Annotated in this window: 16 protein-coding genes, 1 pseudogene and 1 riboswitch; of the genes and pseudogenes, 13 read left to right on the forward strand and 4 right to left on the reverse strand. The window is 54.8% G+C overall.

Translation table 11 applies throughout. From position 1 onward, the window contains the following. Positions 1–42: 42 nt before the first annotated feature. The 10 genes and pseudogenes from AC6I8J_RS20165 (at position 43) to uca (ending at position 12,114) form a co-directional block, all read left to right on the forward strand. A complete protein-coding gene (locus tag AC6I8J_RS20165) occupies positions 43–2,301 on the forward strand; it encodes a M23 family metallopeptidase (protein WP_497825769.1) in 2,259 nt (752 codons plus the stop codon). Continuing rightward, complete coding sequence (locus AC6I8J_RS20170) at positions 2,301–2,957, forward strand: hypothetical protein (RefSeq protein WP_497825770.1); 657 nt, start codon at positions 2,301–2,303, stop codon at positions 2,955–2,957. The genes AC6I8J_RS20165 and AC6I8J_RS20170 overlap by 1 nt, the downstream gene beginning before the upstream one ends. Positions 2,958–2,966: 9 nt before the next feature. After that, positions 2,967–3,185 (forward strand): annotated as a pseudogene (locus AC6I8J_RS20175) (hypothetical protein); the annotation flags it as partial. After that, positions 3,185–3,862, forward strand: coding sequence for a hypothetical protein (locus AC6I8J_RS20180; protein ID WP_497825771.1), 678 nt, complete (start codon positions 3,185–3,187; stop codon positions 3,860–3,862). The pseudogene AC6I8J_RS20175 and the gene AC6I8J_RS20180, both read left to right, overlap by 1 nt. A gap of 310 nt (positions 3,863–4,172) precedes the next feature. After that, positions 4,173–4,271: riboswitch (guanidine-I (ykkC/yxkD leader) on the forward strand. A gap of 60 nt (positions 4,272–4,331) precedes the next feature. After that, positions 4,332–5,387: a putative urea ABC transporter substrate-binding protein gene (locus AC6I8J_RS20185; protein WP_497825772.1), complete on the forward strand. Its 1,056-nt coding sequence runs from the start codon at positions 4,332–4,334 to the stop codon at positions 5,385–5,387. Positions 5,388–5,411: 24 nt separating this feature from the next. Beyond that, on the forward strand, positions 5,412–6,227 hold the full coding sequence (locus AC6I8J_RS20190; protein ID WP_161734650.1) for an ABC transporter permease: 816 nt from the start codon (positions 5,412–5,414) through the stop codon (positions 6,225–6,227). Further along, a complete protein-coding gene (locus AC6I8J_RS20195; RefSeq protein WP_222925838.1) occupies positions 6,224–7,009 on the forward strand; it encodes an ABC transporter ATP-binding protein in 786 nt (261 codons plus the stop codon). Before AC6I8J_RS20190 ends, AC6I8J_RS20195 begins: the two co-directional genes overlap by 4 nt. Further along, positions 7,006–7,734: an urea amidolyase associated protein UAAP1 gene (locus tag AC6I8J_RS20200; RefSeq protein WP_497825773.1), complete on the forward strand. Its 729-nt coding sequence runs from the start codon at positions 7,006–7,008 to the stop codon at positions 7,732–7,734. The genes AC6I8J_RS20195 and AC6I8J_RS20200 overlap by 4 nt, the downstream gene beginning before the upstream one ends. Positions 7,735–7,744: 10 nt before the next feature. Further along, on the forward strand, positions 7,745–8,380 hold the full coding sequence (locus AC6I8J_RS20205) for an urea amidolyase associated protein UAAP2 (RefSeq protein ID WP_497825774.1): 636 nt from the start codon (positions 7,745–7,747) through the stop codon (positions 8,378–8,380). Between the two features lie 128 nt (positions 8,381–8,508). Beyond that, positions 8,509–12,114, forward strand: coding sequence for an urea carboxylase (gene uca, locus AC6I8J_RS20210; RefSeq protein ID WP_497825775.1), 3,606 nt, complete (start codon positions 8,509–8,511; stop codon positions 12,112–12,114). Between the two features lie 104 nt (positions 12,115–12,218). Here uca and AC6I8J_RS20215 read toward each other — a convergent pair whose 3' ends face one another. Next, positions 12,219–13,124, reverse strand: coding sequence for a LysR substrate-binding domain-containing protein (locus AC6I8J_RS20215; protein WP_260058519.1), 906 nt, complete (start codon positions 13,122–13,124; stop codon positions 12,219–12,221). A gap of 99 nt (positions 13,125–13,223) precedes the next feature. Between AC6I8J_RS20215 and AC6I8J_RS20220 the strand changes: the two genes are divergently transcribed. Continuing rightward, positions 13,224–13,997 carry a HalD/BesD family halogenase gene (locus tag AC6I8J_RS20220; RefSeq protein WP_260058518.1) on the forward strand — a complete coding sequence of 258 codons (774 nt, stop codon included), beginning with the start codon at positions 13,224–13,226 and terminating at the stop codon, positions 13,995–13,997. A 363-nt stretch (positions 13,998–14,360) separates the two neighbouring features. Here AC6I8J_RS20220 and AC6I8J_RS20225 read toward each other — a convergent pair whose 3' ends face one another. The 3 genes from AC6I8J_RS20225 to AC6I8J_RS20235 form a co-directional block, all read right to left on the reverse strand. Continuing rightward, the gene (locus tag AC6I8J_RS20225; protein ID WP_285088676.1) at positions 14,361–14,675 is read right to left on the reverse strand and encodes a type II toxin-antitoxin system RelE/ParE family toxin; all 315 of its coding nucleotides are present in this window, start codon (positions 14,673–14,675) and stop codon (positions 14,361–14,363) included. Then, entirely contained in the window at positions 14,675–14,935 is a 261-nt protein-coding gene (locus AC6I8J_RS20230; RefSeq protein ID WP_285088677.1) for a type II toxin-antitoxin system ParD family antitoxin, read from the reverse strand. The genes AC6I8J_RS20225 and AC6I8J_RS20230 overlap by 1 nt, the downstream gene beginning before the upstream one ends. A 272-nt stretch (positions 14,936–15,207) precedes the next feature. Further along, positions 15,208–16,416, reverse strand: a complete 1,209-nt coding sequence (locus tag AC6I8J_RS20235; protein ID WP_497825849.1) for an aldose 1-epimerase family protein — start codon at positions 16,414–16,416, stop codon at positions 15,208–15,210. A 367-nt stretch (positions 16,417–16,783) separates the two neighbouring features. On the opposite strand from AC6I8J_RS20235, the gene AC6I8J_RS20240 reads away from it, so the two are divergent. After that, complete coding sequence (locus AC6I8J_RS20240; RefSeq protein ID WP_222925844.1) at positions 16,784–17,341, forward strand: peroxiredoxin; 558 nt, start codon at positions 16,784–16,786, stop codon at positions 17,339–17,341. A gap of 24 nt (positions 17,342–17,365) precedes the next feature. Next, positions 17,366–18,607: a protein-disulfide reductase DsbD family protein gene (locus AC6I8J_RS20245; RefSeq protein ID WP_285088678.1), complete on the forward strand. Its 1,242-nt coding sequence runs from the start codon at positions 17,366–17,368 to the stop codon at positions 18,605–18,607. Positions 18,608–18,652 lie beyond the last annotated feature (45 nt).

An 18,652-nucleotide genomic window follows, 5' to 3' on the forward strand; every position in this document is an offset into this window, starting at 1 on the left:
CTGCGACCTCTTGGATTTCAGACCTGACAGGAAGTCAACTGCATGATAATCAGCCCACCATTTGTTCGCCCGCGGAATGCCGGAGAAAGTGACGTATCATGGGTCAGCCGAATGATGCCCGTGGATATCAACCGGGATTTCCCGCTCAACCGGCACGCATCATGGCACGGGGGCGTGCACGTCCTCCACACCGACCGCACTGAGGAAGGCTATGACCGCGTTGAGTTTGTCCGCGCGATTGCGGATGGGGAAGTTGTTTCTTTTCGTTCTCCGTCTTCCACACACAAACGTGATACTTTTCCGCTGCATTATGATGGCAGAACCGATGACGGTTATGTCCTGCTAAAGCATCAGACCGATATCGGTGAAAACTGTCGTGTCGTGTACTACTCCCTGTACATGCATCTCATGGACCGGCTGGACCCGGCAATCAGAGCCGGAGCAAAAGTCTGGCGCAAGGACCGTATCGGGCAAAGTGGTATGGTCAGCGAAACCAATGCCTTTCACTTTGAGGTGTTCTGTGACAACGAGAACATGCTGAAGCTGACCGGACGCATCACTCCTGAACTCGATATCACCCGTGACGGCAGAACCGACACCCTTTACGGCGATATCCATTTTTATCTGCCGCCCGGTACACACTTTTATGAATCGGTGACTGACGCTGCCTCACCGGACACGGACCGCCTGAATTCAGTTCATACCACCACGGAACCGTTATTCGTCAGCATGACCTTCGAAAAAGGCGACTGCACGATGGTAACCCGCAGGCAGAACACCACCACGGCGGCACGTTTCGACACAGTGGGGGAGCCGCTGGTGAATGCAGATGCCAGTCCGGCAGACAATTCCATTGCCGAAACATATCTTAAATATGAATACAATCTGTACCGGACAGCGTGCCGTCTGTACCCGCAGAATCCGTCTGCCGGGCTCGAATTGCTCCGTTTCGGGCGGGTCATCAGCACTGAACATGAAACCCTGACGCCTGCTGATGCCCCGTTATGGCGTACCGTCAGGTTCCCCGGTGGAACGGGCATGGTCAATCTGGCTTCCCCTGACATCAAAAAATTCAGCGATGCCGACTTCCCGCACTGGACAGGGTGGCGGATGGTGGACGATGACACGGACAACAACAGTCAGTGTAATTCTCCCCTTATCGCCGGATTGCAGGACAGCGGGCATTTCGGCGACCTGAGCAGCCGTCTGGTCTGCCATTTTCCGTTGGAGTGGAATGCTGCCACCTTTGACCAGCGCTATGCCTGGCTCAGAACCGGCTCTGACGATGTTCCTGCCATGTCTGAAGAAGACTATGAACGGCTGAAAAGTCATGCCTCAGCGCTGTGCTTCGAGACCGGTGAACACGGCACCGGCAGGCTGTGGCATTTCCATCCAGTGGCCTTCATTACCCACTTTCGCAAATGCTGCTGGCTGAGCAAATCAGAGCTGAAGCAGCTTGTTCCACGGAACGCATTAAGAGCGGCCGGGCGGAATGATTACCGCTGGGAGGCCATAAATTACCGGGATGCTGCTGGCAGCATCCCGGACACTATCCGTACGCACATAAACAGGACGATGCAGAAATACCTGATAACCACCCCGCTGCGCATCGCCTGCTTCCTGGGGAACGGCATTCAGGAAACGGGCTGGCTGGGATCGATGGAGGAAGGGTACCGCTATACGGAAACAGACCCGCGCACGCGTCAGGTCATCCGGCGCTACAACATCTGGTACTACCCGTGGTACGGGCGCGGCCTGTTACAGCTTACCAGCCCGGTGAACTACTTTGATTATTTCAGCTTCCGGGGACGGACCTGCCCTGAAAATATTAAAAACATCCTGATAAATGAATACCGACGCCTGTATTCATACCGGCCTATTCGCTACTCCGACAATCATCTGTCTGATACCGAAAACCACGTCCCGGAAAATATTATCCGCTGGAGGAATAACGTCAGCAGCGACCTCCATGAGGCGGCCAGCAGCGCCGGGTTTTACTGGGTGGCAAGGGATATGGCCCCCTACGCGGATGCCGAACATGTGCTGGAGCGGTGCAGCGTCACTCCCCGGCGGAGCGGGATAAAGATTTACTACCGCAGCCCGGCCTTCTGGCGGGCCAGCGCCGCCGTTAACCTGCCAAACCAGGTCAGCAACACTGATTATCAGGGGCTGAATGGTTTTGAGACCCGCTGCTGTGTTTACGGTAGTGCAATAGCTGTCTTCACCGAGCAGAAATTCCCGGACAGCCATAACAACCCTGTCAACGAAAAACCCGAATCAGACCAGCTAAGGAGAGGCTGATGAAGAAATTATTATTGCTGATGGCAATCCCGTGTTTTACATCCGGGAAAATAACGCCTGAAATAACTATTCCAGACAGATTCAGTGAGTTGTCTTTCGACCAGCTATCATTACACAGAGGTAACTACCTGGCGAATACAGCTAGCTGCGAAATTGTTTCATTAAAACTATTCCACCCAATAGAGCATAATAAATACCCGCCATCAGCATCCTGGCTTTGCCAGTTTCCTGTTGATGTCATCAATGACGGATATGGCCCAAACAGATCGCTTGCTGAAAAGGTCTACCTTGATAAAAAAATGGATCGGTGGAAAAAGAAAAAATATAACCGAAACAGAAAAGAAACCCAGCGTTCTCTGGATGTTTATGGCATCAAAAGCCTGAGCGAGTTACAGCCTCTGAAGCTGTTTAATATTCAGTCAGTCAATGCCCGTGGCTATGCGGTTATCGACAGCAATATTCCCTTGGAGGAAAAGCAGAAAGGAGTGAAGAAAAGGCTATCATTCTGCCTGATACAAAACCATAGCTATTCTGCTTTTTGTGGTTTTGGCTCAATGATTAATGTCGTCGACGGCAAAGAGATTGATTTCACTCCCTATATGCTCAAATCTCTTGAGACAGTTGAAATAGGATTGCCAGAAAAGCGGATGAAATAATATGTTAGAAATATTGACTACCGCAGCCCGGCAGTCTGGCAGGCCAGCGCCGCCGTTAACCTGCCGGGCCTGATAAACAACGATCAATATCGGGAGCTGAACGGTTATAATACCCGCTGCTGCGTCTACGGCAGTGCAATAGCTGTTCTCACTGAGCAGAAATTCCCGGACAGCCATAACAACCCGGTCAACGAAAAACCCGAATCAGATCAGTTAAGGAGAGGGTAATGGAAAGGTTTTTAATTTTTCTAACTCTGGCATTGTTAGCACAAAAATCTGTGGGCTCTATTACTCCAGAGATACATATCCCCTCTGCTTTCAACAAAGACAGGTTTGTTAATTATTACAAAGTTATATCCAGTAACAGCGGAAATAGTTCATGCGATAACATTTCATTTAAAAATTTCCACCCTCCGGAATACGCAACATTAAAAATAAAACGACCTCCATTTAATACTTGGTTTTGCCTGTATTCTGCCGATGTCCTGCATAATGGGTACGGGCCGGGAAGAGTATTACCTGAAAAAGTGTACTTTGATACAAATAAAGGATTATGGAAAAAGAAAAATTACACATTAAGTAAAGAAAGTAGCCGGCTTTCTCTGAACGTTTATGATATTAAAAACTTGAGCGAGTTGCAACCTGTAGAACTCTATAATATCCAGTCAGTCAATGCTCGCGGTTATGCGGTTATCGACAGCAATATCCCCAAGCAGGAAAAACAAAACGGGGTAAAGAAAAGTCTGTCATTCTGCCTGATACGTGACGAAGCTGCATTTTGTGCTTCAGGCTCAATGATCAACCTCGTCGATGGTAAGGAAGTCGATTTCACTCCCTATATGCTTAAATCTCTTGAGACAGTTGAAATGGGATACCGGCGAAATCAAATAATTGACAGTGACTAAATTCGCCATATGCCTGATTCAAATTCATATAAACAGCTAAGATGCTCACAAGCAAAAGGATCTGATAAGGATTCTTTTGCTTGTCCAGGTCTATCCTGAATTCTTACTCTACGTTTACATTCTACAGAGCGTCAGCCGCCCTCATAGCTTCCCCACCACAGCACTGATTATGTGCAATGCCCGTTGCTGGTTCACCATCCCGGTGCTTCCTGTACCAAAACTCGTCTACCTTACTGATATGACTTACTTTAATTTCTGGCACGCCATTTGCTCAAGTCTTAGCAGTAAGCAGCGTATGACACATTGATAGCAAATAGCTGGCTAGGGTTCCGGTTCACGCAGGTGAATGTCTGGTCCGAGAGCTGGCGACCTCTGCGAGGTTACACGGCGGGACAAAAGCCCGGGAGACAGCGGCACCATCTGGTGTCCTGCGCTGCTCCCGTTTTTTTGTGCCAACCAGAGGTCAATCATGAAGAAATCCCTCCTCCTGACGCTGATTCTTTCGCTGACACTGCTGGTCAGTGCGCCGTCTTTCGCCGCCGTCAAAAAAGAGTTCAACATCTGCTGGACCATTTACGCGGGCTGGATGCCCTGGGGCACCATCAGCAATGAGAAGATCATTGATAAATGGGCCAGCAAATATGGCATTAAAATCCACATCACTCAGCTCAATGACTACATCGAGTCGATCAACCAGTACACCGCCGGGCAGTTCGACGGCTGCACTATGACCAATATGGATGCCCTGACCATTCCTGCAGCCGGCGGCATTGATAGCACGGCGCTGATCACCGGCAGCTATTCGGATGGTAACGACGGCGTAGTCCTGAAAGGGGAAAATAAAAAGCTCAGCGATCTGAAAGGGATGTCGGTCTATCTGCCTGCGCTGTCGGTGTCGCACTATCTTCTGGTCCGCGGGCTGGAGAAAGCCGGGCTGCAGGAAAAAGACGTTAAAGTCGTAAATACCTCCGATGCCGATATTGTCTCAGCGTTCGGCACCAGCAACGTAAAAGCGGCTGTGGCCTGGAACCCGCAGCTTTCGGTCATCAAAAAGACCCCGCAGACGACAGAAGTGTTCAGCTCATCGGCCGTGCCGGGTGAGCTGATTGACATGATGGTGGTGAATACCGACACCCTGAAAGATAACCCCGCACTCGGCAAGGCGCTGACCGGTGCCTGGTTCGAGATGATCGCGAAGATGCAGGCCGGAGACACCCAGGCGCTTAGTGCCATGGCGGCCGATTCCGGTACGGACCTCACCGGTTATAAGGCACAGCTGAAAACCACCCACCTGTTCTGGACGCCAGCCGAAACCCAGACCTTTGTCTCATCCCCTGAACTGGCGAAAACCATGCAGCGCGTCGCTGCGTTTTCCTTTGATAAAGGATTGCTGGGTGAGGGCGCGCAAAGCGCTGACTTCATCGGCATGCGCTTCCCGGGCAACGTCACCGTCGGTGATACCGCAAACATCAAACTGCGCTTTGACGACAGCTATCTGAAGCTGGCCGCTGCGGGCAAGCTGTAATCACCGTACTCAGGAGTTATTGCTATGCGCCACATCAACCGCTATCCCCGGCAGGGAATGCGCCTGACGCTGATGCTGTTACCGTTTGTGTTGCTTATCGCCGCGTGGTTTATCAGTTCGGCAGTGCGTCTGGAAGCCAATCCCCACGACAAACTGCTGCCCGGCCTGTCGCAGATGATCGCGGCCATCGACCGGATGGCGTTCACGCCGGACAAGCGCAGCGGGGAGTATCTGCTGTGGGTGGATACGTGGATTAGTTTAACTCGTCTGCTGACTGGCCTGGCGCTCTCTTCGGTAATTGGCTTGTGCATCGGCATTGCTGCGGGCGTCTTTCCGATGACCCGCGCGGCGCTGTCACCCTTCATGACCGTGGTGTCGATGATCCCGCCGCTGGCGCTGCTGCCAATGCTGTTTATCGTCTTCGGGCTGGATGAGCTGTCAAAAGTGATGCTGATCGTCATCGGCATCACACCGATGCTGGCACGCGATCTGGAACATCGGGCGCGGGAAATCCCCGCAGAGCTGTTTATCAAAGCACAAACCCTGGGTGCGAACAGCTGGACGGTGGTGCTGCGGGTCGTGCTGCCGCAGCTGTTATCCCGGCTGATTACGTCGCTGCGTCTGCTGCTGGGATCGGCATGGCTCTTTCTGATCTCCGCCGAAGCCATCTCCGCGACTGCCGGGCTGGGTTATCGCATCTTCCTCGTCCGCCGCTATATGGCGATGGATGTGATCATTCCTTATGTCATCTGGATCACGCTGCTGGCGTGGCTGATGGACCTCGCGCTGCGTCAGCTGCACAAAACCTTTTTCCCCTGGGCGGAAGGAGGCCGGGAATGAGTTTTATCGATATCAAAAATATCTGGCAGGAGTATGGCGACCACGTGGTGCTGGAGCGCATCAATCTGCAGGTGAAAGAGGGCGAGTTCTGCTCGCTGGTGGGTGCGTCCGGCTGCGGTAAGTCGACGTTTTTACGCCTGCTGCTCGGTCATGAGAAGCCAACGCGGGGAACGATCACACTGGATGGCGAGCAGCTGCCCGGAGAGCCGGATCGCAGCCGTGGCGTGGTGTTTCAACGCTACTCGGTTTTCCCTCATCTCAACGTGCTGGATAACGTCACCATTGGCCTCGAACTTCCGGCGTCACCCTTTATCGGGCGGCTGTCTGGCGCCCGGAAACGCCAGGCCCGTGAGCAGGCAAAACAGATGCTGGAGAAAGTCGGGCTGGGCCATTCGCTGGATAAATATCCGGCGCAGCTTTCCGGCGGAATGCAGCAGCGGCTGGCCATTGCGCAGGCGTTTGTGATGCAACCACGCGTGCTGCTGCTGGATGAGCCGTTTGGCGCGCTGGATCCCGGCATCCGCAAAGATATGCATGCGCTGCTGCTCCAGCTGTGGAGCGAAACCCGGATGACGGTGTTTATGGTCACGCATGACCTTGCCGAAGGCTTCAATCTGGGAACCCGGCTGCTGGTGTTTGACAAAGTGCGCATCGACCCGCAGGCCCCCAATGCGTGGGGTGCGCGTATCACTTACGACATCCCGCTTAATGAAACGCGGCTGTCGCAGCTGACGACCGGCAGCAGAAACAACATTTACCCTTTAAAGGAGACCGCTCAATGACAGATCTTTTTCATTCAGCCCCGAGCGTGCGCGAAGAGCCGCTGCCCGGTGGCGCGCATACCTCGCTGATTCTGCGTAAAGGGCAGATCCTGCGCCTGACCGACATTGAGGGCGGTGCGAACGTCAGCATGATGATGCTCAATCCGCACGAGAAAAGTGAACGGCTGAATCTGCCGGATACCCTGAAAGGTCAGCACACCGCACGCCTGACCACCGGCCACTGTTTCTACTCCGATATGGGGCGCGTGATGGCCGCGATTGTTGCGGACAGCTGCGGCTGGCACGACCCGTTTGGCGGCGTACTCAACGCGGCGGAAACACAGGAGAAGTATGGTGCCGGTCGCTATCAGGAGCTGCGCAACGGCTTCTATCGCAACGGCGTGGATAATCTGCTGGTTGAGATGGGCAAATGGGATCTGGGTCTGGAAGACCTGCTGATGGTCGTCAACTTTTTCAACAAGGTAACGGTTGATGAGCAGGGGCGCTTCGGGTTCAGCGCGGACAACAGCCGCGAGGGGGATTTTGTTGAGCTTTACGCGCCCATGGATGTGCTGATGGTGCTGACCGTGCTGCCACATCCGCAGGATCCGGCCACTGACTATCATCCCCGTCCGGTCCAGCTGAGCTGGTATCAGGCCGACGATATGCAGGCCGTCAGCGAGGCGATCGTTAATCGCGGTGAAAACCAGCGTGCATTTCACAACACTCAACTTTTTGCCCTGTAAGGAGGCTGCGATGACCGTTGTCCACTCTGATCGTCGTCCTGAAGATGCTGTCTATCGCCACGTAATCCCGGCAGGCGAGCCGTGGCTGTTCGAAGTCAAAAAAGGACAGACGCTGCGCCTGCTCGACCTCGAAGGGAATCAGGCAATTGATACCCTGTTTTACAACAGCGATAACCCGCGGGAACGCTACGATCCTCAGCGCACGCTGCGTCGTCAGGGAAACGTCTATCTGACCACCGGCAGCGTGCTCTATTCGAATCTCGGCAATCCGCTGCTGACGATCGTCGCCGACACCTGCGGTCGTCACGATACCCTGGGCGGAGCCTGCTCGCAGGAGAGCAACACCGTGCGCTATGCCCAGGGTAAGCGCTACATGCACAGCTGTCGGGATAACTTTCTCTGTGCCTGCCTGCACGATGGCCGCCTTCACAAACGTGATATCGGTGCCAACATCAATTTTTTCATGAACGTTCCGGTCACGCCTGAAGGCGGTCTGACCTTTGAAGACGGCTTATCTGCGCCCGGCAAATATGTCGACCTGGTGGCTGAATGCAACGTAATGGTGCTGATCTCCAACTGTCCGCAGCTGAATAACCCCTGTAATGGCTGGAATCCGACACCCGCCGAAGTGCTGGTGTGGAACTGATATGGCCTTGCGCACTGACCTTCTGAACATTCCGCCGACGCACGCCGCTTAAGTGCCGGTCAGCCCCGGGGACGGCCCCAGGGAATATCGAATTTTGCGGGACGACCCGCATCCCTGAGAGTTCGCCTATGTTTGATACCTTACTGATTGCCAATCGCGGCGCGATCGCCTGTCGCATCCTGCGCACGCTGCGGCCCATGCAGATGAAAGGGGTCGCCGTTTACTCCGAAGCCGATCTGAGCAGTTTACATATCCGCGAGGCGGATGTGGCGCTAAGCCTTGGCGAAGGCCCGGCTGCACAAACCTATCTGGTGACGGAAAAGATCATCGCCGCCGCGCAGCAGAGCGGGGCGAAAGCGATCCATCCTGGCTACGGTTTCCTTTCGGAAAATGCCGCCTTTGCTGAGGCGTGCGAGGCTGCCGGTCTGATTTTTGTCGGCCCCACACCGCAGCAGTTGCGGACTTTTGGCCTGAAACATACGGCCCGCGCGCTGGCGAAGGCCGAAGAAGTGCCATTGCTGGAGGGCAGTGAGCTGCTGGCGGATGTCAGCGAAGCCTGCCGCGCCGCAGAGCGTGTCGGCTATCCGGTCATGCTGAAAAGCACGGCGGGCGGTGGTGGTATTGGGATGCGCGTCTGTGGTGATGCAAATGAACTGTCCGACGCGTTTGAAACCGTACAGCGACTCGGCCAGAACAACTTCAGCGACGCCGGGGTGTTTCTCGAAAAATATATCGAAAGTGCCCGTCATCTCGAAGTGCAGATTTTTGGTGACGGAAAGGGCGAGGTTATCGCGCTGGGCGTGCGCGACTGCTCGATTCAGCGACGTAATCAGAAAGTGATCGAAGAGACGCCAGCGCCGAATCTGCCAGCTGGTATGGCGGAGGCTTTATGCGCGGCGGCTATCGCGCTGGGAAAAGCGGTGAACTATCGCAGCGCCGGAACGGTTGAATTTGTTTACGACAGCGCATCACAGCAGTTCTATTTCCTTGAAGTGAATACCCGCCTGCAGGTTGAACATGGTGTGACAGAGCAGGTGTGGGGCGTGGATCTGGTGCAGTGGATGATTGAGCTGGCGGCAGGCGATCTTCCGCCGCTAAGCGTATTAGCCGCCACGCTGAATCCACAGGGCCATGCCGTGCAGGCGCGCATATACGCGGAAGATCCGGGACGGCAGTTCCAGCCTTCACCCGGACTGTTAACTGAAGTCCATTTCCCGGCGGCCGACGGTAAAAACCTGCGCATCGACCGCTGGGTGGAAGCGGGGTGCGAAGTCCCGCCATTCTTCGACCCGATGCTGGCCAAAGTGATTGCCTGGCATCCCACACGCGAAAAAGCTATCGCCGCACTGGCACAGGCACTGACGGAAACCCGCCTCTATGGCGTTGAAACCAACCGCCTCTATCTGTTGCAGATCTTAGCCTTTGCGCCTTTTACCGCTGGCGACCCCTGGACACGCTGCCTGGAGCAGCTCGGCTATCAGGCTGCAACGGTTGAGGTATTGAGTGCCGGCACCCAGACCAGCGTGCAGGATTATCCCGGACGACTGGGATACTGGGCGGTGGGCGTGCCGCCATCAGGGCCGATGGATGATCGCGCCCTGCGCTCAGGCAACCGTCTGCTGGGCAATGACGAGAGTGACGCCGCGCTGGAAATCACGCTGAACGGGCCCACCCTGAAATTTAACACGGAGATTCAGGCGGTGGTCTGCGGTGCGCCGCTCAGTGTCACGCTCGACGGCGCTGAACAGGTAATGGACGCCGTATTTACTATCCCGGCGGGCGCCACACTGAAGCTGGGCACGATGCGTGGTGCAGGCGTCAGAAGTTATCTCTGCCTGAGCGGTGGTATTCAGGTGCCGGACTATTTAGGCAGTAAAAGTACCTTTACGCTCGGTCAGTTTGGCGGACACGCTGGTCGTGCGATGCGCAGCGGTGATGTGCTGCATCTCGCGCCGCGGGCTACGAACACAGCCGGAACACAACTGCCTACGGCGCTGCGCACAGACCTCGCCACAATCCGCACGCTGCGCGTGATTTATGGTCCCCACGGTGCGCCGGAATTTTTTGCGCCGGACTATATTGCGACGTTCTTTGCCACAGAATGGGAAGTGCACTTTAACTCCAGCCGAACCGGCGTGCGCCTGATTGGGCCAAAGCCGATCTGGACACGCGACAGCGGCGGCGAAGCGGGACTGCACCCCTCAAACATCCATGACAACCCGTACGCGATCGGCGCGGTCGACTTTACCGGTGATATGCCAGTCATCCTGGGACCCGATGGTCCCAGTCTCGGCGGGTTTGTCTGCCCGGTGACGGTCATCGAAGCGGATCTCTGGCAACTGGGCCAGCTGAAAGCCGGTGACAAAGTGCAGTTTGTTCCGGTAGATATCCCGACGGCACGGCGGCTGGCAGAGGGGCGGCGTATTGAGCTGACCACGCTACAGCCACAGGGCATTCTCTGGGAGCCTGCGCCACTGATGTCGCCGATAATAATGACCTGCGGTGAAGCGGATAAACGTCTGGTCGCGCGGCTTTCAGGCGATACGCATCTGCTGCTGGAGGCAGGCGAGCCGGAGCTGGATCTGGTGTTGCGTTTTCGCATTCACGCGTTAATGCAGGCGCTGGAAGCGCAAACACGCCACGGCATTATTGATATCACGCCGGGCATCCGCTCGCTGCAAATCCACTTTCAGCCGGAGACGCTGACGCCACACGTGCTGCTGGCGTGGGTGCGCGGTGAATGGGAAACGGTCTGCATGAGTGACGACCTTCAGGTCCCCACACGCGTAGTCCATCTGCCGCTCTCCTGGGACGATCCCGCCTGTCAGAAGGCGATTGAAAAGTATATGACCACCGTGCGTCCGGACGCGCCCTGGTGCCCGAGTAATCTTGAGTTTATTCGCCGGATAAACGACCTGCCAGATGAGCAGGCCGTCTGGAACACCGTGTTTGAGGCCCGTTATCTGGTCATGGGGCTGGGCGATGTTTATCTTGGCGCACCGGTTGCCACACCGCTGGATCCCCGTCATCGGCTGGTAACGACGAAATATAACCCAGCCCGCACCTGGACGGCGGAAAACTCAGTTGGCATCGGCGGCGCTTATCTATGTATTTATGGCATGGAGGGGCCGGGCGGCTATCAGTTTGTGGGCCGCACGCTGCAGATGTGGAACCGATATCACGAAGTCGCCGATTTTGGCGGAAAACCCTGGCTGCTGCGCTTTTTCGATCAGATCCGTTTTTATCCGGTCTCTGCTGAGGAACTGCTGCAGATTCGTCGCGACTTTCCACTGGGTCGCTATCCGCTGCGCATTGAGCACAGCACGCTGAGGCTGGCGGCGTATCAGGAATTCCTTACGCGTGAAGCGGAAAGTATTGGCGAGTTTCGTGAGCATCAGCAAAGCGCATTCAATGCTGAACGTGACCGCTGGATAGCCAGCGGCCAGGCCCATTTCGACAGTCAGGAAAACGTAGCGGATGAAGGCGGTGACGCACCGCTGCAACCGGGCGAGCAGGGGGTTGAAAGTCCGGTATCCGGCAATCTCTGGCAGGTGCAGGCGACTGCGGGCAGTCGGGTGCGGGAAGGGGATATCCTTGTGGTGCTGGAATCGATGAAGATGGAGATCCCGCTTCTGGCTCCGTGCAGCGGCATAATTCAGCAGGTCAGCGTCCAGCCAGGCAGCGCAGTGCGTGCAGGACAACGCGTGGTGGTAATCGTTGAAGACAATGCGTAACGACGATCACAACCGACCAGCCGGATAAGGTCATGCTTAAGTAACAATCTGCCGCTGCGCCCGTCAGCGGCTACGTGCTGGCGGGCCATCACAGCAGCTGGGTATCAGCACCGCGCGCCCAGTTCTTTTAACCAGCCGATCATCGCCTCACTGCCAGGCTGACTCAGCGTGCGTTGCGGCCAGACAAGGTAATAGGGTTTGCTCAGCGGCAGGCAAAGATCATCCACTACCACCAGATCGCCCCGCGCCAGTTCCGCCGCAATAAGGCGTCGCTGCCCCAGCAGCACACCAGCTCCCGCGACAGCCGCATCAATCGCCAGCGAGGTCAGATTGAAGCTGAACGCGGGCTGCGGCAGCGGTTCATCCATGCCTTTTGCCTGAAACCAGCTTCGCCAGTCAGGCAGAAAACGGCCTTCATTGCCCCAGTCGAGGTGGATCAGAGGCGCCTGGCTTAAGATCGTTTCCGGCGTAAAACGATGTAACAGAGCAGGGCTGGCCACCGGCAGCACGTCATCATGAAACAACTTCAGCTTATCTGACTGCGGGTAACGATCCTCACCAAAGCAGATCACAAAATCGGCGTGCATCGCGGTGAAATCGACCTGAGAATGCGTACCGTGTAACGAGAGATCGATATTCGGGCAATGGTCGCGCCAGCTCGCCAGCTGGGGCAACAGCCATTTGGACGCCAGCGCCGGTAATGTGTAAACCGTGAGTTTTGGCGCGCTGGCCGCATGGCGGATGTTTTGCTGACCCAGGTGCAAAATATCAAAGGCTTCGGTGACATAGCGCAGATACTCTTTGCCGGTTTCAGTCAGCATCACGCCGCTCTGCGTGCGCAGAAACAGCGCGCTGCCAAGTTGCTCTTCCAGCTGGCGAATCTGCTGACTGACCGCCGCCGGGGTTAAAGCCAGCTGGGCGGCGGCTTTTGCCAGGCTGCCCAGTTCGGCGGCCACTTTAAAGGACTGAATGACGCTGATTTTGGGCAACCTTGGCAATTGGGCAGGCATTAACTCTTCCTTATCAGGGCAGTAAGTTTTTATCGTTACGCAGCGTGGCAGGCGACAGGTAGAATAACATCACACCTGCCCATCATGAGAGCTGTTGCTATGTCTGAATCCCTTGTTCGTCTTGATCTTCATCCGCTGACCGACCAGGGCTGGCGTCAGCGCTGTCGTGAGCAGTTAAACCACTCCGGCGCGCTGGTACTGCGTCAGTTTTTACAACCACACGCTTTAGAGGCGATGATCGAAGAGGGCAATGCCCGGCGTCATCTGGCCTATCACACCCGTAGTAAACACAATGTCTATCTGATGAAGCCGGATGAGGCGTTCAGTGCGGATCATCCGCGTAATCGGGATGTGCTCAGCACCAAAGGCTGTATCACGGATGATGTTATCGCTGCCGACTCGCCACTGCGCCAGCTTTATAACGATGACCTGTTTAAACGTTTCCTGTGCGATGTGCTGGGAGAGGAAGCGCTCTATCCCTACGCCGATCAGCTTTCGTCGATTAACCTGCACTATGCGCCTCACGGTCAGGAGCTGGGCTGGCACTTCGACAACTCCTCCTTTGCTATCACCTTACTGGTCCAGAAACCGCTGGCGGGCGGCGTGTTTCAGTATGTGAAAGATCTGCGGGATGCCGATGCCGGTGATATGAACTTTGCCGGTGTCGACGCAGTGCTGGAAGAACGTCAGACCGTTGACGCGCTGGAGATAGATGCCGGGGATCTGGTGCTGTTTCGTGGCCGTAATTCCCTGCACCGCGTGACCCCAACTGAAGGCGAGGTCACCCGGATGCTCGCCGTGCTGGCTTACAATACGCAGCCGGGTATTGAGTTGTCAGAAACCGCGCGTATGACCTTTTACGGCAGACTATGACATCATGGCGTGTCTGCAAGGGTACCCCAGCCGCGCAGAAAGATTTGCTGCGTGCGGAAAGCCACTAATGCACGCCAGTCCGCATCTTAGGGCCAGAATCCCTCGACAGTTAGCTTTACCGGTCAGATACCCCTGGATCAGGACAGATACTGGCTGTCTGCCCCGACACAAGACAATGCGCACAATCTATCTTATGTTAAATAACATATCGCACATGTATTCAGGTAGCTTAAGTAATCTCAATTCCCCCCCCTTCGGGTTTTCACTTCAGACACAGGAGGCTGTCTCGCAACTAATCTGCAGGATTATTTATTGGATAATTACTACGGACGGCACGCTCTGACGTTTACGGGAGGACCCTGCTCAGCGAGAGCTTCCCGGCGTCTCCTGTTCAGAGAACAGCGTGATAATATCCCGCGAACCATGTAGCAGCCTCTCTATACGGACTTCGGTGTCCAGCACCCTGAACACGATGAGATACCGCCCGTAAGTACAACTTCTGACGCTCTGTCCCAGTTCCGGTCTTTCTTTGTAAATAACCGGCGACTCGGCTATCAGCAAGCATTGCTGGTATAGTTCTTCCATGAAACTCACCGCGCGCATCGGATTATCCTGTGCGATATAATCACCGATGGCCTCCATATCCTGTTCTGCCAGAGGCGAAATACCCAGTTTCATTACGCTTTACCACTTTCGGCCTGCCGCCGATATTTTTGCGACAGGCGACCAAATACCTCTTCCGCGTTTTTGCTTTCGCCGCTGTTTATACCTGCGCTGACTGCTGTTTGCAGAGCATCAAGTTTCATCTGCTGCTCCCGTTCTTCCAGTGCCCTGAGGCCCGCACGGATCACTTCACTGGTGTTGTTATATCGCCCGCTTTCTATCTGTTCGCGGATGAACGCTTCGAAATAAGGACTGAGTGCTACGCTGGTTGGCATGATTCCTCTCCCGCTGAGTTACTATCAGTTATTAACTGTTAGTATTTCAGGGTTACTCTTCTCTTTCAACTTCCGGCTTAACAACCTTCCACAGGTTTGCCGGATGTTTACCTGCGTGTAACTTTGCGTTGACCAACCCAGCGACCTTATAGCATCGCCAGTATCCTGTGCAGATCTTTGCCACTTTCTCGCATTTGTGATGTCATCCCGTGACGGAACGCTGGCCTGTAAAGTAAAAACCCCAACAATTTAGCTGGGGTTATGATGGGTCGTTACTCTTTCGCTATTGGCGTCTCGCTCACATCAATCTTCGTTTCGCCCTGAATGCCCTTAATGCGTTTCTCAACGTCATTCACCTGCTCGCTGCTGTGCAGCAAGGTGTACGTCAGATCAAATGCCGTGCTCGCGCCCGGTTGCAGTTGCTTCACACGTTTTTGTTCACGTTCAATGGTGACCGGATAGGCGTAACTGGTACCAGGTTCGATGCCGGTCACGTAGCCCTGTTTCAGGGTGTCGGTATTTTTCCATAAGGTCAGCATCGGGAGCTGACGCGTATCGAACTGAATGGATGCGCCGCTGTTGCCCGCTTTATTTATCACCGCAGCGACGGTCTGATGATTGCTGTCAGAAAGTGGTTTGATGTTGAACACCATCTCATCGAAATCTTTGGTCGGACCTTTATAGGTCTGCCACTCTTTTAGCCCGGCTTTCGCGTAGTCATTGAACGGGCTGATGCCGGACATCGGTGCCATGAAGCGTGCGCCCTCTTCCAGAATAGGCTGGCCGAAGTTGCTGTGATAGATGATCTGGTAATCGTGCGGATAGTCGGCATGGTTGGTTAACACATCATGCAGGCTGAAACTGTTGCTGCCTGGCACGTAACGCAGCTCGGTCATGGTCTGCAAATCAGCTTTTTTAAAGGTGCTCTCTTTAATCAGGCCGCGAATACGGATTTCGTGTGGTGCCGCATCTGCCACTTCAACTTCCAGCTGGGAAACCGGCGTATTCCCCGCTTTACCGTGCAGCGTATAGATTCGTCCTTCATCGGTGACCGGATGACCGGTCCATTCGTAGCCGCAGCGCACCATCATCTCGTTGAAGCCGTCCAGCCAACCCAGACCGTTGCGGCTCTCAAGATTGATGTAGGCAGGATTGACGACCTCTTTCACTGGTGAATCCCAGCCCATGCGGGTGCCAAAGCCCTCAACATGCAGTAAGTTCATGCCGCGGGTCGGACTTAACGCAATTGTCAGGCCATCCTCACTGCGGATCGTCAGAATTTTACTGCCTTCCTGCTTGCCGCCATGCAGGACTTTCTGTTCGATGCTGAACGGTTTGCCCTGAGACTTCAGCTCATTGCTGGAAATCTTCCAGTTTCCTTGCTCGGTGCCCTGTTCAGCACTCGTCAGCACCCAGGTTTTCGCCGCTGCTGAACCTGATACCAGAACCGCCAGTACTGTTAATGCCAGTTTAATCTTCATCATTCGCCTCATTTGCTGAATCGTTTTTTCATTCCATAAATGGAATTTACTGTCTGAAGCCGAACAGAAACGTGACGATGCTCACCTGCCAGAAAACCGGCGCTTTTTAGCAAAATTATTGCGGCTCAAATCACATAAATTTTACTTAATCAGGAATAACCACGATGCAATCTGTGACTCAACGACGCATGAGCTGCACTCGATTCAGCAAATGATGCAATGACCACCTGAAAATTGTGGTTAACGTCCTCTTAAATAAATCGTTAAAAAAATTTCAAAACCGCGCAACTTTTTCTCGTTTTAAACGAACCTTAAAAATGAGACGTCAGACAACCCCGTCTGCTCGTTAATGGAGAGAGTCACGCCAATGAAAAACACCCTGAAAACCCTTGCCGTCGCTACGCTGCTGGCACTGAGTGTTCCGGCAACATCCGCTTTTGCAGCGTTACAGGTCGGTGAAAAAGCCCCGGATTTTAAACTCGACGCCGCGCTGGCGGGCAAATCGACCACCTTTTCATTACAGCAGGCGCTGAAGAAAGGCCCGGTTGTGCTTTACTTCTTTCCGGCAGCGTTCAGTGCGGGTTGTACGCTTGAAGCGCATGACTTTGCTGAAGCGACCGATGAATTCAAAAAACAGGGTGCGACCGTCATTGGTGTCACCGCCGGTAATACCGATCAGATTGCTAAATTCTCGCAGCTTGAATGCCGTGACAAATTTACCGTAGCCGCCGACCCGGGAGCCAAAGTCGCCGAAGAATATAAGAGCACCATGGAGATGAAAGGTCAGAAGCTTTCAGACCGGACCTCTTACGTGATTGCGCCCGATGGCAAAATCCTGCTGAGCTTCACCGATAAAAATCCTGATACGCATATCCAGAAAGCGATGGATGCCGTTAAAAAATATCGTCAGGCCAATCCGGCATAACTTCATCATCTGAGCAGGTACACCATGCTGACTGCGATTGCAGCCGCCTTCCTGGGCGGCATTATTCTGAACCTCATGCCCTGCGTGTTTCCGGTGATCTCACTGAAAGCACTGAGCCTGATCCGCCACCACGAATCACCCTCCCACGCCCGGGCAGAAGGCCTGGCCTTTTTGCTCGGCGTCGTGGTGACGATGGTTGCCCTGACCGCCGTATTGCTGCTGGCCAGGGCGGGTGGTGCATCGGTGGGCTGGGGATTTCAGCTGCAATCGCCGCTGGTCATTGCAGCGCTGATTCTGGTGATGCTGGGTTCAGCACTGAATTTGCTCGGTCTGTTTGAAGTCGGACTGTCGATTCAGCGGGTTGGCGAAGTGGGTGGCGATCGCGGAGGATTAGTGGGTTCAGCACTGACCGGCGCGCTGGCCATCATTGTCGCCACTCCCTGTAGCGCACCTTTCATGGCCAGCGCAGTGGGATATGCCCTGACTCAGCCTCCGCTGGTGAGTGTGGTGATCTTTATATCGCTGGCGCTGGGCTTTGCTGCGCCCTTTACCCTGATCTCATTCTTCCCGGTGCTGGCGAGAATATTGCCAAAACCGGGCGCCTGGATGATCACCTTAAAACAGGGTCTGGCGTTTCCCATGCTGGGTGCGGTGGGCTGGCTGATCTGGGTACTGGAACGTCAGGCGGGATCGGCTGCACTGGCCGCGATTCTGGCCTGCTGCTTACTGTTTAGTTTTGCTGCCTGGCTGTATGGCATGGCGCAGAAACGCCGTATGATGGGACAGCGTCATGTGGTAATGCATGTTGCCACCGCGTTCTTTCTGGCGCTGGTCGTGGTGCCGTTGTTGAATATCAACAGTTTTGCCACGGGACCAGCTGAGACGGAAACCACCTCACCGGCTGCTGCAGCGGTGGCCTGGTCGCCCCAGAATGTTGACGCAATCAAAGGCCAGGGCAAGCCCATCTTGGTGAACTTTACCGCGTCCTGGTGTATTACCTGCCAGGTCAACGATCGCACGTCGCTGTCGACGCAAGCGGTAAAAGCAGCCATGGCGCGTACCAGCACCATTTACATGGTCGCGGACTCGACTAAATACAATCCCGATGTTGAACAGGCGCTTAGCGATTTCGGACGCGGTGGATTACCCCTCTACGTGGTCTACCCGGCTGACGGTGGCAAACCCGTGGTACTCCCGCAGGTGCTGACGCCAGGCATCGTGATTTCAGCGCTGGATCAGGCAACGGAAAAAGGAAAGAAAACCTGAGACGATTGATGAAACGATGTTCTGCTCCGGTATCAGCACACGGCG

This window comes from Pantoea sp. X-Soil-ISGK-355, assembly GCF_059730805.1.

What these genes read in the sequence shown, in the direction of transcription:
- AC6I8J_RS20165 (WP_497825769.1), top strand. Translation starts at nt 43, where the DNA reads ATGATAATCAGCCCACCATTTGTTCGCCCGCGGAATGCCGGAGAAAGT.
- AC6I8J_RS20170 (WP_497825770.1), top strand. Translation starts at nt 2,301, where the DNA reads ATGAAGAAATTATTATTGCTGATGGCAATCCCGTGTTTTACATCCGGG.
- AC6I8J_RS20180 (WP_497825771.1), top strand. Translation starts at nt 3,185, where the DNA reads ATGGAAAGGTTTTTAATTTTTCTAACTCTGGCATTGTTAGCACAAAAA.
- AC6I8J_RS20185 (WP_497825772.1), top strand. Translation starts at nt 4,332, where the DNA reads ATGAAGAAATCCCTCCTCCTGACGCTGATTCTTTCGCTGACACTGCTG.
- AC6I8J_RS20190 (WP_161734650.1), top strand. Translation starts at nt 5,412, where the DNA reads ATGCGCCACATCAACCGCTATCCCCGGCAGGGAATGCGCCTGACGCTG.
- AC6I8J_RS20195 (WP_222925838.1), top strand. Translation starts at nt 6,224, where the DNA reads ATGAGTTTTATCGATATCAAAAATATCTGGCAGGAGTATGGCGACCAC.
- AC6I8J_RS20200 (WP_497825773.1), top strand. Translation starts at nt 7,006, where the DNA reads ATGACAGATCTTTTTCATTCAGCCCCGAGCGTGCGCGAAGAGCCGCTG.
- AC6I8J_RS20205 (WP_497825774.1), top strand. Translation starts at nt 7,745, where the DNA reads ATGACCGTTGTCCACTCTGATCGTCGTCCTGAAGATGCTGTCTATCGC.
- uca (WP_497825775.1), top strand. Translation starts at nt 8,509, where the DNA reads ATGTTTGATACCTTACTGATTGCCAATCGCGGCGCGATCGCCTGTCGC.
- AC6I8J_RS20215 (WP_260058519.1), bottom strand. Translation starts at nt 13,124, where the DNA reads ATGCCTGCCCAATTGCCAAGGTTGCCCAAAATCAGCGTCATTCAGTCC.
- AC6I8J_RS20220 (WP_260058518.1), top strand. Translation starts at nt 13,224, where the DNA reads ATGTCTGAATCCCTTGTTCGTCTTGATCTTCATCCGCTGACCGACCAG.
- AC6I8J_RS20225 (WP_285088676.1), bottom strand. Translation starts at nt 14,675, where the DNA reads ATGAAACTGGGTATTTCGCCTCTGGCAGAACAGGATATGGAGGCCATC.
- AC6I8J_RS20230 (WP_285088677.1), bottom strand. Translation starts at nt 14,935, where the DNA reads ATGCCAACCAGCGTAGCACTCAGTCCTTATTTCGAAGCGTTCATCCGC.
- AC6I8J_RS20235 (WP_497825849.1), bottom strand. Translation starts at nt 16,416, where the DNA reads ATGAAGATTAAACTGGCATTAACAGTACTGGCGGTTCTGGTATCAGGT.
- AC6I8J_RS20240 (WP_222925844.1), top strand. Translation starts at nt 16,784, where the DNA reads ATGAAAAACACCCTGAAAACCCTTGCCGTCGCTACGCTGCTGGCACTG.
- AC6I8J_RS20245 (WP_285088678.1), top strand. Translation starts at nt 17,366, where the DNA reads ATGCTGACTGCGATTGCAGCCGCCTTCCTGGGCGGCATTATTCTGAAC.